The organism is Exiguobacterium sp. SH1S1, from assembly GCF_004337245.1.
Classification (GTDB): Bacteria; Bacillota; Bacilli; order Exiguobacteriales; family Exiguobacteriaceae; genus Exiguobacterium; species Exiguobacterium aurantiacum_A.
In genome coordinates, this window is record NZ_SJUZ01000005.1 from 1 (window position 1) to 13,933 (window position 13,933).

General features: G+C 52.7%; 13 protein-coding genes. 10 read left to right on the top strand and 3 right to left on the bottom strand.

The features are described from left to right. Positions 1-81, top strand: an 81-nt coding sequence (locus tag EVJ23_RS15430) for an IS3 family transposase (protein ID WP_131440828.1), incomplete at its 5' end; no start/stop codon positions are given. 65 nt (positions 82-146) lie between these two features. On the opposite strand, the gene EVJ23_RS10015 is transcribed toward EVJ23_RS15430, so the two are convergent. Then, entirely contained in the window at positions 147-3,653 is a 3,507-nt protein-coding gene (locus tag EVJ23_RS10015) for a chitobiase/beta-hexosaminidase C-terminal domain-containing protein (protein ID WP_131465810.1), read from the bottom strand. Between the two features lie 387 nt (positions 3,654-4,040). Here EVJ23_RS10015 and EVJ23_RS10020 point away from each other — a divergent pair, with 387 nt between their 5' ends. The 6 genes from EVJ23_RS10020 to EVJ23_RS10040 all read left to right on the top strand — a co-directional run bounded on the left by EVJ23_RS10020 (position 4,041) and on the right by EVJ23_RS10040 (position 9,245). Next, positions 4,041-4,796 carry an alpha/beta hydrolase gene (locus EVJ23_RS10020; protein WP_131465812.1) on the top strand — a complete coding sequence of 252 codons (756 nt, stop codon included), beginning with the start codon at positions 4,041-4,043 and terminating at the stop codon, positions 4,794-4,796. Between the two features lie 168 nt (positions 4,797-4,964). After that, positions 4,965-6,620, top strand: coding sequence for a glycoside hydrolase family 13 protein (locus tag EVJ23_RS10025; RefSeq protein WP_131466020.1), 1,656 nt, complete (start codon positions 4,965-4,967; stop codon positions 6,618-6,620). A 48-nt stretch (positions 6,621-6,668) separates the two neighbouring features. After that, entirely contained in the window at positions 6,669-7,001 is a 333-nt protein-coding gene (locus EVJ23_RS10030) for a hypothetical protein (protein WP_131465814.1), read from the top strand. Between the two features lie 64 nt (positions 7,002-7,065). Further along, positions 7,066-7,269 carry a YwbE family protein gene (locus EVJ23_RS10035; protein ID WP_016508010.1) on the top strand — a complete coding sequence of 68 codons (204 nt, stop codon included), beginning with the start codon at positions 7,066-7,068 and terminating at the stop codon, positions 7,267-7,269. 1 nt (position 7,270) lies between these two features. Then, positions 7,271-7,438 (top strand): hypothetical protein, encoded by a 168-nt coding sequence (locus tag EVJ23_RS15305; RefSeq protein WP_016507944.1) that lies wholly within the window; start codon positions 7,271-7,273, stop codon positions 7,436-7,438. A gap of 346 nt (positions 7,439-7,784) precedes the next feature. Then, the gene (locus EVJ23_RS10040) at positions 7,785-9,245 is read left to right on the top strand and encodes an alanine/glycine:cation symporter family protein (protein ID WP_070328047.1); all 1,461 of its coding nucleotides are present in this window, start codon (positions 7,785-7,787) and stop codon (positions 9,243-9,245) included. 45 nt (positions 9,246-9,290) lie between these two features. Here EVJ23_RS10040 and EVJ23_RS10045 read toward each other — a convergent pair whose 3' ends face one another. Next, positions 9,291-10,091, bottom strand: a complete 801-nt coding sequence (locus tag EVJ23_RS10045; RefSeq protein ID WP_070328048.1) for a formate/nitrite transporter family protein — start codon at positions 10,089-10,091, stop codon at positions 9,291-9,293. A gap of 96 nt (positions 10,092-10,187) precedes the next feature. Then, a complete protein-coding gene (locus EVJ23_RS10050; RefSeq protein ID WP_070328049.1) occupies positions 10,188-10,574 on the bottom strand; it encodes a VOC family protein in 387 nt (128 codons plus the stop codon). Between the two features lie 80 nt (positions 10,575-10,654). Here EVJ23_RS10050 and EVJ23_RS10055 point away from each other — a divergent pair, with 80 nt between their 5' ends. From EVJ23_RS10055 to EVJ23_RS10065, 3 genes are read left to right on the top strand one after another with little or no spacing between them, the layout of a single operon-like run. After that, positions 10,655-11,773, top strand: a complete 1,119-nt coding sequence (locus tag EVJ23_RS10055; RefSeq protein ID WP_131465816.1) for a GTPase — start codon at positions 10,655-10,657, stop codon at positions 11,771-11,773. A gap of 12 nt (positions 11,774-11,785) precedes the next feature. Further along, the gene (locus EVJ23_RS10060) at positions 11,786-12,928 is read left to right on the top strand and encodes a YcjF family protein (protein WP_070328051.1); all 1,143 of its coding nucleotides are present in this window, start codon (positions 11,786-11,788) and stop codon (positions 12,926-12,928) included. 41 nt (positions 12,929-12,969) lie between these two features. After that, on the top strand, positions 12,970-13,932 hold the full coding sequence (locus EVJ23_RS10065; protein WP_131465818.1) for a 2-hydroxyacid dehydrogenase: 963 nt from the start codon (positions 12,970-12,972) through the stop codon (positions 13,930-13,932). Position 13,933: the final 1 nt, after the last annotated feature.

Sequence of the window (13,933 nt, forward strand, 5' to 3'; positions counted from 1 at the left end):
ATATCGTTCTACAACCATGATCGTCTCCAGAAACGACTAAACGGCTTGAGCCCTGTCGAATACAGGGCTCAAGCCGCCTAGGCTGGTTTTCATTATTTACCCTGTCTACTTGACGGGGAGCAGTTCAATGTCTGCGGTAGCGTTCGTTATTTTTTGACGACAACTGTTTTAGCAGATGCGCCTTTCGTATACGTGATGCGTTTGACGTTCTCGGCACCACGAATTTCTGCAAGGTTTGTTCCGTCGACGATGACTTCTTTGACGGTCGCGCCTTTGAAATCGATGATGGCACCGGCTTGTTTCGGCTTCACTTGAACGACGACGTTCTTGAGCGGGTCACCCGTCAATTCCGTGTAAACGCCGCGCACGAAGATGCCGTTCTTAAAGTTCGTACCTTTACCGATTGTCACGCCGATGTAGTCGTCTTGAAGGACAAGACGGGCAGCCTTATTGTTCTCGACCGTGTAACGTTTCACATCGACAACGGGTTCTGGTGTGAGGTCGATTTGCGCGAGGACCGGATCGTGGTCACTGGCCCGGCCTGACATCTCTGTGAAGTCGGCGTTGACATGGATCATATCAATCTCGGTCGTAGCGGCCAAACGGTTCGACACGAGGATGTGGTCGAGCACTTGCGAGTTGCCTTGGTAGACGTAAGAGTAACGATCGATAGCAGGTACTTTCTCGACCATGTTCGTCATCAAGTCACCTTTGAAGATTTGAAGCGCGTCTGAGAACTCGAAGTCGTTGAAGTCACCGAGAGCGACGACGTTCGCATCCGGGTTATCGGCTTTCACGTCCGCTACGAAGTTGTGGACGAGTTGTGCGATTTTTTTCCGTTGCACTTCACTGCCGAGCACGACTGGTTGTTGTGAACCGAAGAAGCCGGTATCGCCACCTTTTGAGTTCCAATGGTTGGCGATGACGACGACGTTCTCACCTTGGAAGTCGAACTGGGCCGCGAGCGGCTTACGTGAGCTGTTGAATGCTGGGTCGAGTGGCGCGATTCGGCCCGGGTTATGTGTCAACTTGCCGTTTTCGTAACCGACGGCCGTTGTCGCGTCACCAGCAGGGATGCCTTCCGTGAGCGAGACGCGTTCCGGATTGTACAAGAAGCCGACACGAATGTTGGCGTTCGGTGCGCCGCCATCTTGATTGTTCTCCGGATCGATGTTGACGTACTTGTACGACTTGCCGCCGATTGAGACGATATCATCGATCAAGCGTTGATAGCTTTGGTCAGCTGCAGCATCTCCTGTGCTTTGACCGTTGTTGTCTTGAACTTCGGTCACGCCGATGATGTCCGGGTTGTTCAACTCTTCGACGAACGCTTTCGCCAGTTTGAGCGCCTTCTCGTCCGACGTCTCCTTCACGTTGTTCGAGAAGTTCTCGAGGTTGTAAGAAGCGATCGTCAACTTGTCTTCTTCTGCCTCGATGAATGTCGTCTCACGCTTAGCATCACCTTTGACAAAGGCAGCTTTCATCTCATCGAGACCTGCTTGAATTTTGTAGTTTCCATATGAATAACCGACGACACCGACGATTGGTCCGTTGAAACGGTCACCGGTCGCGACATCGAACTCACGCGCTTCTGCGTTCGGTTCGAGACGGAACTGGATACGTTCCGGGTTTGCGTCATCTTTCTTCAAAAGGATTCCTCCGTTGAACGTCTCGGTAGGCGTGCTTTCGAGTACGGTCACGAGGTCACCGTTTTGTTGCGGCGACACCGATTTGAGATTTCCGGTCTCGACGCGCATCCCTTCGAGGCTTTCCCAGAAATCGATGGCGTCTTTGTCTGGATTGAAGACGGCGAGGGCGTCGCTGTCGATAAACTCGGTCGGCAAGTTCGACTCGTCAATCTTCACTGGCGTCGGGAGTGTGACATCACTCTTGACGACATTGACACTACCGTTGCGTGTATCGATTTGTGTCATCAACATATCTGTCCGTTGGCGATCGCTATAGCCTTCGATGGCGTACTCGCTGACGACACCTTTCACGTTGACGAGGTCTCCGACTTGAATGCCGGCGATCGAACGTCCGCCGTACAGGATGATGCCTTCTGACGTGCGTGCGTCTTGGTCGGCTTCCATGTCCGGTGTTTGAATGTAGTAATAAGTCGTACCCATCGAGACGAACGTGTACGTGACGATTCCTTCGACGCCTTCGACCGTTTGGCCGTTCATCGGTGACGTGTGGCTCGCGCCTTGGATGTCATGGATGCGGATCTTGTCCGTGATCTTATAGTCGTACGTTGTCACGGCGCTGAACGCATCGCCTGACTTGACGGCGACTTTGAGCGTCTTCGTCTCTTCGACACGGACTGGACCTGTATAACGTGTCCCGTTCACTTTCGGGTCTGACCCGTCGAGCGTGTAATAGATTTCAGCGCCCGCAGTCGTCGTCGAGAGCGTCACGTCTTGTGGCCCGACGAACGTTCCTGCGCCTGGCTTCGCCGTTGCCGGACGGAGCACCGTCGGGTCGATGGCTGTGTCAGCCGCATCACGTGGGATGATTTGATACGTGTTGTCGAACTGTTGGACGATCCCGGTGATTGATGCGTAGTTGACGTCCGTCTGTAAATCGAGAACGCCGCGTTCGTCACGGACGACAAATTCCTTCGTTCCGTCTGTCGCCGTCAAGTTCTGACCGCTGCCTGTTAGTGTGACGTTCTTCACCGTCACGAGTTCAGACTCGACGTCCTCATTGATCTGTTCGCCTGTGAGAACTTGCGCAGCTGGGACGCTCGCCGTTTGTTTCGAGACGACGACCGCATTGTTTAATTGAAGGAGCTCACGGTATGAACCGATCGCACCTGTGACGACGACTTCATCGCCGACGTTGACCGCGAGTGATGTCGGACGGACTGAGAGGCCGCCTGTCGCGTCTTGAATCGAGATCGTGTTCGCAAGTTTGGCCGTAACGATGCCTTTGATCGTGACCGTTTCACCTTCTGCCTTCGTGCGGGCATCACTGATTGAAATCGGAGTGACCGGTGCCGGTGGTTCTACCGTTCCGCCATCGCCGTATACGACACCTTGGAACGTGTGCGACCCGAGGTTCGTGAACGTATCGATTGGTTGTGAGTTCCATTCCGCCGCTGGGTCGAACGCATCCGTACCGTTAGCATCTCCGGTCGTGACCGTATCTTTACGAATCAACGTCTGGTCAGCGGTTGCGACGCTTGTTCCCCATTTTGTGCCCGGGTCGACACCGATTTGACCGAAGACGTCGAGCACAGTGTCACCTTTTTTCAAGACGAGCGTGTCATCACCGTTAAAATTCGTCACGCCGCTCGTCGCATTTGATTTTGCCTTGAGCGCTTCACTCGCACTGCCGTTGACGATGACATACGTGCCACCCGGTTGGAGGGTCCCCGTCAAGTTGAGCGTCGTGCCAGGAGCCGTCCCGCCGTTTGAATACAGTTCGAGCTTGTAGGCAGAGAGGTCGATGGCTGAATCGGTTCCGTTGAACAATTCAATCGCTTTGTTGTTGCTTGAGCCTTCAATATACTCCGAGATGAATAAGTCTGCTGCGTTCAACGTTTCGGCTTGTACGTTTGCCGCGATTGGCGTCATGCTGCTGACGATCAGTCCGGCTGATAAAGCGAGGCCGGTCATTTGTTTGAGTGAACGTGCTTTTGGTTTCCCCATGTTGTAGTCTCCCTTTGGTATGTAGATGGCCGATACGATTTCCCAATTCGTTTGGTCACTTGTTGAGCGTTTAGCCCCCTCCTAGTCAATACAAGAAATGATAGCGCTTACATTAATCGACTGGTGTCTATGAAAATGGCTCGTTACGACTCCATCGATTGGTGTATTTGACTATCATTTACCAACTTTGCAACTACATGTTAAACATAACCAAGCAGACGTCAGAACTCAATCTCCTTTTCACGAAGTTCATATTACATTTCGATGACAAGGTAATGAGTTTTTGGATTTTTCCCTTTTAGGTTGACGACAAGGCCATGAACTCTTACAATTCATTAATACAAATTAAGTGTATCGGTTAACTGTGAATTAATAGGGAGGAAACGAATGACGACGACTACTTATCCGGTCATCCCGGGAGCGGGGACGTTTTATTATGAAGGGAATCAAACCGGGATATTATTATGTCACGGTTTTAATGGGACACCACAAAGCGTGCGCGATGTCGGGATAGACTTGATGGAAAAGGGCTTCACGGTGTATGCCCCTCGCTTGACGGGGCACGGGACCGACCCCGAGGACTTTAGATGTTCGACGAGCAAGTGCTGGTATGAGAGCATGGAAGCAGGTATCCGCTTCTTGCGCGAGCGATGTCGCCACGTCATCGTCGTCGGACAATCGATGGGCGGGACGCTCGCCTTGAAAGCCGCGCTCGCCGGCCTTGCCGACGCCGTCATCACGATCAACGCGGCGTTGTCTGTACCGGGCTACGCGTGTCATGCGGCTGACGACGTCTGTCGCTTCATCGACGAGGACGAGCCGGATATCAAGGCAAATGACGTGTATGAGATCGTCTACGACAAAGTACCGACGTCGGCCATTCGCGAATTGCTCGCTTTGATCGAGGAAGTTCGGCCTCGTGTGTCGGACGTAGTAGTTCCGACGTGCGTCATCCATTCCGCTGTCGACCACGTCGTCCCGCCGGAAGATTCGATGTGGTTGTATGACAAGATTCAGGCGCCGAAGCAGCGTATCGTTTTGGAGCAATCGTACCATGTGGCGACGATGGACCATGATCGCGGTCGATTAGCCGACGCGATCGGTACGTTCTGTGAACAAGTGACGACGGTTGAACAAATGTAGTCTCTAAGACTGCATTTTTATTTGCACTTCTTTGCAAACGCTTGCACTAATGATATTGTAAGATTAGATTTACCCAAACAGTGGTATGTACCTTCATTGATACTAATCGTAGGCTTAGGAGGAATTTGGCGTATGGAGACGGCGTTCAGACAAAGTGAGAAGCAAGGCATCGCCCGGGCATGGTGGAAAGAAGCCATCGCCTATCAAATATACCCACGCAGTTTCAAAGATTCGAACGGGGACGGCATCGGCGACCTCCGTGGCATTATCGAAAAGCTTGATTACTTGGAAGACCTCGGCATCGATGTGATCTGGCTCTGTCCGATGTACAAATCACCGAACGATGACAACGGCTATGACATCAGCGATTACGAAGACATTATGGAAGAGTTCGGGACGATGGAAGATTTCGATGCGTTGCTGAGCGCGGTCCATGCGCGAGGGATGAAGCTATTGCTAGACCTCGTCGTCAACCATACGTCAGACGAACATCCATGGTTCGTCGAATCGAAAAGTTCGAAAGACAACCCGAAGCGGGATTGGTATATATGGCGAGACGGGTCAGAAGACGAGCCACCGAACAACTGGGCCAGTATTTTCGGCGGCTCGGCCTGGGAATATGACGCGGCGACCGAGCAGCACTACCTTCACGTGTTCTCTAAAAAACAGCCTGACTTGAATTGGGAGAATGAAGAAGTGCGCGGTGCGGTCTACGATATGATCAACTGGTGGCTCGATAAAGGAATCGATGGGTTCCGGGTCGATGCAATCAGCCACATTAAAAAGATGCCGACCGAGACGATGTTGCCTTCCCCGGATGGCAAACGTCACGTCACGGCGTTCTCGATGTATTCAAATATCGAGGGGATCCACGAGTATCTCCAAGAGATGAAGCGCGAGACGTTCGCCAAGTACGATATCATGACGGTCGGCGAGACGAACGGGATCGAGCCGAAAGCGGCCGACCTGTGGATGGGACCTGGAAACGGGGCGATGAACATGGCGTTCCATTTCGACCACGTCGATATTATGCGCAAGTCCCGGCTCGCCCCGCTTGACGTCGTCGAACTGAAACTTATTTTTGACAAGTGGCAACAAGGGTTGCTTGAAACAGGGTGGAACGCCCTCTATATCGAGAACCATGACATGGTGCGTGCCGTCTCGCTCGTCGGGGACGAGAACCACTATTGGCGTGAGAGTGCGACCGCGCTCGGGATGATGTACTTCTTCATGCACGGGACGCCGTTCATCTATCAAGGGCAAGAAATCGGTATGAAGAACGTGCCGTTGCCATCGATTCACGACTACGATGACGTCGCGACAAAGAACGAGTACTTCGAACGGATCGCGAACGGGATGAGTGAAATCGACTCGATGCAACACGTGTGGGGGACGTCACGCGACAACGTCCGGACGCCGTTGCAATGGGACGCCTCGCCGCACGGCGGCTTCTCGTCAGCCACCCCGTGGATGCCGATCCATGCCGAATATGAGACGTTGAACGTGGAAGCACAGTCTAAAGACGTGAACTCGATTCTGTCGTTCTACAAGGCGATGATCCGTCTACGCCGAGCCGAGGAGACGTTCACGTATGGAAGTTACCGTGATCTCTTGCCGGAACATCTGCAAGTATTCGCGTATGAGCGCAAGTTCGAGCAACAATGCTTTTATGTGCTCGTCAACTTGACGGCGAATCCGGCCGAGACGACGCTGCCTGGTCTTGACGAGGCGACGCTCGTCTTGACGAATGAGGTGGACCCGGAACCGATCGAGCAAGACACGTTCATGCTGAAGCCGTTTGAAGCCCGGTTATATCGCTTATAATGACGAGACACCTTCCATTCGGGAGGTGTCTTTTAGGAGGGGATCAGTATGCATCAGATCGAACTCGGGAACGACGACGTCACGGTTCGATTCATCATTGCTGAGGCTAATCGTACGACGCTAAAACTCGTCCTCGCTCGCGACGCAGAAATGGTCCGGACGGCTGACTATGTCTCGTTTGGACGAGACCTTACCGAAGCGTATGAGCAATTGAGCGGTAAGGCCCACCTTCAAAATGAGAGCGGCCGGACGATTTTAACGATTGCGTTCGAAAGGGGACGGGTCGATGTCTCAATCGCGTGGGGACAAGGCGTGACGACGTTTGTGACCGATCAAAGTTATTTGACGAAAACGCTTGGTCAGATCGGACCGTTTGAATAGACTGTGACAAATGCGGGAAAAGAGCATATGATAGAGGTTGACTATACGGAAAGGGGTGTCGGGTATGGATGGTAAGAAACGCGCGGACATTCGCCCAGGACTCCACGTCCAGATCGTCCTGAAACAAGATCAGCGGAGCGGGAAGTTGACGAAAGGCGTCGTCAAAGACATTTTGACGAACTCGCCAAGTCACCCGCACGGCATTAAAGTACGCTTAAACGATGGACAGGTCGGTCGGGTAAAAGTGATCGAAGCTGGAGGTGAATAATATGAGTGAAAAGAAATTGAGTTTCCAAGAGGCGATGAAGCAAAAACTCGCCGAGAAGAAACAGAACGAAACGAAAGTGCCGACAGGACTTCGTGGGACGAAGCAAAAACCGTTGACGAACCAGTTGACGAAAAAGCCGAACAACCAGAAGAAACGGACCGGCGTATAAACCAAGCAGTTGCTCATGCGAGCGACTGTTTTTTTGTTGGGGTCAATCAGGAGACGCATCAATGAAATGGCGATCGTTGAAGTCATGCAGATGAAGCTTCTTTAAAAAAAGTGAAACCTTAAATCAAATAACGAAATAAAAATGATGATTTATTCATTCTTCCAAAATAGCATGTAAGCGCTTTAAGTGTCGGTTTTTCAGTCTTTTTGTCGTGTGTCATGTGAATTTTTTGTGAACTCACCTATAAAAAAATTGTTGCTAATTGTCAGAATCTTTGTATAATTCAGAACTAAGACATCATAAAAAATCTTCAACTTAGATTTCCACAACAGGGAGGAACTTATTCATGGAAGCTGTACAAAACTTGTTACAAGGAAGCGTCGACTTTTTAAACAACATCTTATGGTCGTACGTGCTTATCGTCGGATTGATTGGGGCCGGGATTTACTTTACGGTCAAGACAAGGTTTATGCAGTTCCGCTACTTAAAAGAGATGTTCCGTGTCGTCACAGAAAAATCGGACGCCACAGATAGTAAGAGCATCAGCTCGGCGAAGTCGTTCTTCATCGGAGCGGCAACGCGAATCGGGACTGGTAACTTGGCAGGGGTCACGGTCGCGATCACACTCGGTGGACCGGGAGCAGTGTTCTGGATGTGGATCGTCGCCCTCGTCGGTGGCGCTACCGCGATGATCGAGAGCACGCTCGCTCAAGTGTATAAAGTAAAAGACGACGTCGCATACCGCGGCGGTCCAGCTTACTACATTGAAAAAGGGCTCAACAACCGCGTCCTTGGTATCATCTTTGCAGTATTGATCGCATTCACGTTCGGTCTTATCTTCAACTCGGTACAATCGAACACGATCGCAGCAGCGTTTGATAACGCGTTCGGTCTCGAAGCTGCAGTCGGTGGCGCTATCCTCGTCGTCTTGACAGGACTCGTCATCTTCGGTGGCGTCCGACGGGTCGCGAACTTCTCGGCAATCGTCGTACCGATCATGGCTGTCCTTTACTTGATCGTCGCTCTTTATGTCGTCGTCGTGAACATCACAGAAATGCCAGCCGTCCTCGGCATGATCTTCAAGAGCGCGTTCGGAATCGAGCAAGCGTTTGGCGGTTCGGTCGGTGCGGCTATCATGATGGGTGTCCGTCGTGGTCTCTTCTCGAACGAAGCTGGTATGGGTTCGGCACCGAACGCAGCAGCGGCAGCAGAAGTGTCACACCCGGCGAAACAAGGTTTCATGCAGACGCTCGGTGTGTTCTTGGATACGTTGATCGTCTGTACGGCGACAGCGGCTATCGTCCTCCTTTCGGACAGCTACGCGGCTGGTAACGGTGAAGGGATCGCACTCCTTCAAAACGCGTTGGCTGAGCAAATCGGTGCTTGGGCACCTGGCTTCATCGCTGTCAGTGTCCTCTTGTTCGCATTCAGCTCGATCGTCGGTAGCTACTACTACGGTGAGACGAACATCGAGTTCATCAAGAAGAGCAAAGGCGCTGTCTTCGGTTTCCGCCTTCTCACAATGGGCTTTGTCTTCCTCGGTTCGGTCGCGAGCCTTGGCTTCGTTTGGAGTCTCGCCGACTTGTTCATGGCCGGTATGACACTCATCAACTTGGTCGCCATCTCGCTTCTCGGCGGTGTTGCCTTCAAAGTACTTCGTGACTACGAAGAGCAACGGGCCCAAGGTCTCAACCCACGCTTCTCGGCCCGTAAGCTCGGCATCGAGAACACGGAATGTTGGGACGTCGACGAGGACGAAGTCGCAGAAGGTGCGGTTCAAATCGCCGCTGCCGATTCGTCAAAATAATCATTTACGCAACAACAGGGGCCCTGCATCGGGGCCCCTGTCTTTTTATGCGTTCTGGCGGAGCGTTTCCACGTTCGCCGTCCCAGGTTTTGCGTTCAAATGGAGGTACGTGCCGGCGACGAACAAGGCGCCCCCGACGATATTGCCGAGTGTGGCAAACAGTAGATTATAGAGTGCGAGCCCGATGTTGATGGCTTCAGACGGCACATAATAGAGGGCCAGCCCGAAGATACCCATGTTGGCGATCGAGTGCTCGAAACCGGCGGCGAAAAAGACGACGACCGGGAGCATCGTCAACATGATTTTGGCGACGTCGTTTTGCGTCTTGAGCGGCATGAAGATGGCGATACAGACGAGTACGTTACAAAGAATTCCTTTTAAGAAAATGGCGAGTGCGTCACCGCCCATCTTTTTAGCAGCTACGACTGCGAGCAAGTGGTCACTATTCATGTCACCCATGCTGTGGGCGCCGATGACGAGGATCGTGAGCAACAGCGCGCCGACCAAGTTGCCGATCCAGCTGATGCCCCACACTTTGACAAGATCGCTCCATGCGACACGTCCACGCTTCGCACCGGTATACAAGTACATCGTGTTGCTCGTGAACAGCTCTCCGCCCATCCAGACGATGAAGACGAGTGCGACCGAGAAACTCATGCCGGCAAACAGCATCGTCCCTGGTACGTCGATGAACATGTTTCCGACCGTAAATGCGAAGACGACTCCGATTCCGATCAAAAAACCGGCGACGAGCGAGCGAAGTGCGTATTGACCGAACGAGTGATGAAGGAGCGTCGCTTTTTTATGGGCGGCTTCTTCCATATAATCGATAACTTGCTTTTCCATTTGAATAAGACCTCCTTTAGACAACTTAAGTCTAGGAGGTCTTAAAAAAGTTTGCAATTGTTTTCACAAACTTTCGATAAGGGGATTTGTATCCGTTCACATCGTCGCCACGAGTTCGACTTTGATGCGATCCGGGTCTTCGAAATAGAGCGCGACGTAGTTCGGACCGCCCGCATACGGAAAACGGTCGGCGTACAGCTCATTGAAGCCGTAACGGGACAAGCGGCTGCGAAAAGATTCGAGTTGCTCCACCGATTCAGCGTGAAAGGCGAGGTGGTTCAGTCCTGTTCGCTTCCGATGGTACGAGGGTTCGAGATATGCCGGTTCGGTTTGAACGAAGACGAGGTACGTCTCACCATGACGATAACTTTTTCCGTGTTCCCATTGTTGGTATACCGTATACCCAAGTTCTGTGAGGAGCCAGTCCCAAGCGATTAAACTTTTGTTCAGGTCAGAAACATAGAGCTCTACGTGGTGAAGCATGCGTCTCATCCTTCCGTCGGACGTTTCAAAAGCGGCCGTTTAGTATAATGGTATTATACAACGACTGCAGGGGGAACCATATGGACAACACGGGGCTTGTCTCGAACATATTGATCGCGGGAAAAACAGGCGTCGGCAAGAGCGCCTTCTTGAACTATATTTACGGACGTGACGTGGCCGAGTCACGGGCGGGCAGCCCGGTGACGGCAGAAGGCCTGCACGAATACGAGTATTACGATCTTGAACGCGGGATCTTGTTCCGCTTTTTTGATACGTGGGGACTTGAAGCCGACCGGTCTGAAGAATGGCATGAAGCGGTCATCGCCGTCGTCAATAAGCGGGAAGGGGCACTCGACATCGCTGACTGGTTCCACACGATTTATTATTTGCTGTCGATCAACTCAGGTCGTGTCGAAACGTATGAGCTCGAGTCGATTTTGAAGCCGCTTTATGCGAAAGAGAGCAACGTCACCATCATCTTGACGAACTATAATCCGGACAGCGCGATGAACGTGGAGAAAGCCGAGGCGATGGAAGACGTCTTGATGCGAGAACTTGGCATCAATCGTGACGCCATGATCCGGGTGAACAGTGTCGAGAAAAAGCTGCTGAGCGGACAAGTCGTACCGACGCTCGGTTATGAGGCGGTCTGGCAGCGGAACCGAACGAACCTCTGGCAGGATGTCGAGCGGAAATTACCGCTCAACTTGACCCGGCATTTATTGGACGAGCTCGAAGCGTGGCGCGACCGGAGTTACCGTTCGGCTGAAAAAATTCGGATGATCACCCCGCAAGCGATGATCAGCTGGAAAGCGCGTCAAATCGAAAAAGATTTGGAGAGCACGCTCGAACAGGCCGCGCTCACGACAGAAGAAGCGATGGCGCAGGGGGTCCGTCATTACATTCAACTGATGGAGCGCTATCCGCTCGTCGGCAAACAAGCGGACGTCGGCTTCAAGACGCGCCGGGTCGAACTCGGCTTTGATTATTCATTTAAGCGGACGATTCGAAAGATGGTGCTCGGGATGATTCCGGGTATTCATTTCATCTACTGGGCGTTCAAGCGCCGGACGGCGGAGCGGGGCATCAAAAAAGCCATCGACCAACAGTATGAGACGGTCAGGGAAGCGATTGTTCAGGACGTGCAACGTGGATTCGAGAACGAGATGAAGCAGCTTGGGCGTACGCTCAAGCAATGAGGAGGAAGTCATATGGAGAAAAAAGCGCCATTTAATTTAGATACGTACGATTTGAAAGAAGAGTTGGGTCGTCTGCGAGGCGAAGTCAAGAAGCCGAACATTTTAATCGCCGGTGCGACCGGTTCTGGGAAGAGCTCGGTCGTCAACCATGTGTTCGGTCGCGATTTGACGAAAGTGGCGGCCGGCGAGCCGGTGACGCGTGGAATCCACCAGTTCATGAGTGATGACATCGCGATTGTCCTCTATGATAGTGAAGGGTATGAGATCGGAAGTGAGCGCCAACAGGCGTATGCCGACGAAGTCATCGGCTTTGTCGAACGGGCACAGACAAAACCTGCGGCCGAGCAGATGCACCTCGTCTGGTACGCTATCAACGCCTCGATGAAACGGGTCACACCGCTCGATCGGACGCTGATCAAACAGTTGAACGACGTCACTTCGGTCGCAGTCTTATTGACGCAAATCGATCAAGTCGACATGGATGAATTGACGGCGCTGCGAAACGAATTGGCTGGAGTCGTACCGGAAGACGCAATTTTTCAGGTAAGTGTCGCCGGTGAGTTATTGAACGATGCTGAACTTCGGGACCACCTTGACTGGGAACGTCTCGTCACATGGTCGGTCGACCAGCTCGACCAGTCACTTCAAGAAGGATTGCTCATGGAGATTCATGCGGAGAGCGAAGCGATGCTCAAGCTGAAACGCAAGAAGGCGAACCGGATCATCTCGGGCTATGTCGCGAGTGCTGGGACTGCCGCTGCCGTGCCACTCCCGTTCGCGGATGCCATCGCGTTGACACCGATCCAAGTGACGATGAGCGTCCACTTGTTCCGTTATTGGGGCGTCAAAGCGAGCGATGACATGTTGAAAACGTTGATTGGCAGCACGATCATCCCGCAAATCGGACGGACGCTTTCGAAGACGCTGTTGTTGAACGTCATGAAGTTCTTCCCAGGTGCGAACGCGGCGGCGAGCGTGATCAATGCGACAGTGGCATCCGGGATCACCTGGGCAATCGGCCTTGCCATCAATGAAGTCGCGTATCGCAATGCGATGGACTCCTCGAAGACGATCGAGCAACTGCTCAACAGTGACTTTAGTTCATTGTTCGATCAGTTCATAAAAGAGAATCCGATGTCGAAAGACAAATCGTGATTCGAAGTTTGTTACGATGAGAGAGAACAGGGGGAATGGATATGAAGAAACGAATTTACATCACACGACGTCTGCCAGAAGAAGCAGTGGCGCCGCTGCGAGACAAGTATGACGTCCGCATGTGGGACGAAGAGGCGGTGAGCGTACCGCGTGACGTCTTGTTGAAAGAAGCAGCATCGGCTCATGCGCTATGGACGATGCTCAGCGACACGATCGACCGCGAGTTGATCGAACAGGCGCCTGACCTCGAAGTCATCTCGAACTTGGCCGTCGGTTATAACAACATCGATATCGAAGCGGCAAAACAGCACGGTATCGTCGTGACGAACACACCGGACGTCTTGACCGAGACGACAGCGGACCTCGCGTTCGGACTCATGATGATGACCGGGCGCCGGCTCGGAGAGGCAGAACGTGATTTGCGGGCGGGGGAATGGAAATCGTGGACACCGATGGGCTACGTCGGGATGGACCTGCATCAGGCGAAGCTCGGGATTATCGGGATGGGACGCATCGGCGAGGCGGTCGCACGCCGGGCCCGCGGCTTTGACATGGACGTCTTGTACCATAATCGGACGCGTCGTCATGAATCGGAGTCGATGTACGGATTCGTCTACGCCGAACTCGATGACTTACTCGAGCAGTCGGATTTCGTCGTCGTGCTCGCACCGCTCACCGAACAGACGCGCGGCATGATCGGCACCGAACAGTTCGCCAAAATGAAAGACACGGCCGTCTTCATCAACGTCGCCCGCGGCGAGATCATTGATGAGTCGGCACTGTACGAGGCATTGAAAGCAAACAAGATTTGGGCAGCGGGGCTCGACGTGTTCGCGAAAGAACCGGTGGCGATGGACCATCCGCTCTTGACGCTTCCGAACGTCACGACGCTCCCGCATATCGGCAGCGCCACGATCAAGACGCGCCTCTCGATGATGGCGCTCAACCGAGAAGCCATCGTCAACGTACTTGAAGGGAAAGAACCAAAAAATCGATTGACGTAAA

Excerpts from the sequence above, each read along its gene's own strand:
- EVJ23_RS10015 (WP_131465810.1), bottom strand. The coding sequence starts at position 3,653 with ATGGGGAAACCAAAAGCACGTTCACTCAAACAAATGACCGGCCTCGCT.
- EVJ23_RS10020 (WP_131465812.1), top strand. The coding sequence starts at position 4,041 with ATGACGACGACTACTTATCCGGTCATCCCGGGAGCGGGGACGTTTTAT.
- EVJ23_RS10030 (WP_131465814.1), top strand. The coding sequence starts at position 6,669 with ATGCATCAGATCGAACTCGGGAACGACGACGTCACGGTTCGATTCATC.
- EVJ23_RS10035 (WP_016508010.1), top strand. The coding sequence starts at position 7,066 with ATGGATGGTAAGAAACGCGCGGACATTCGCCCAGGACTCCACGTCCAG.
- EVJ23_RS15305 (WP_016507944.1), top strand. The coding sequence starts at position 7,271 with ATGAGTGAAAAGAAATTGAGTTTCCAAGAGGCGATGAAGCAAAAACTC.
- EVJ23_RS10040 (WP_070328047.1), top strand. The coding sequence starts at position 7,785 with ATGGAAGCTGTACAAAACTTGTTACAAGGAAGCGTCGACTTTTTAAAC.
- EVJ23_RS10045 (WP_070328048.1), bottom strand. The coding sequence starts at position 10,091 with ATGGAAAAGCAAGTTATCGATTATATGGAAGAAGCCGCCCATAAAAAA.
- EVJ23_RS10050 (WP_070328049.1), bottom strand. The coding sequence starts at position 10,574 with ATGCTTCACCACGTAGAGCTCTATGTTTCTGACCTGAACAAAAGTTTA.
- EVJ23_RS10055 (WP_131465816.1), top strand. The coding sequence starts at position 10,655 with ATGGACAACACGGGGCTTGTCTCGAACATATTGATCGCGGGAAAAACA.
- EVJ23_RS10060 (WP_070328051.1), top strand. The coding sequence starts at position 11,786 with ATGGAGAAAAAAGCGCCATTTAATTTAGATACGTACGATTTGAAAGAA.
- EVJ23_RS10065 (WP_131465818.1), top strand. The coding sequence starts at position 12,970 with ATGAAGAAACGAATTTACATCACACGACGTCTGCCAGAAGAAGCAGTG.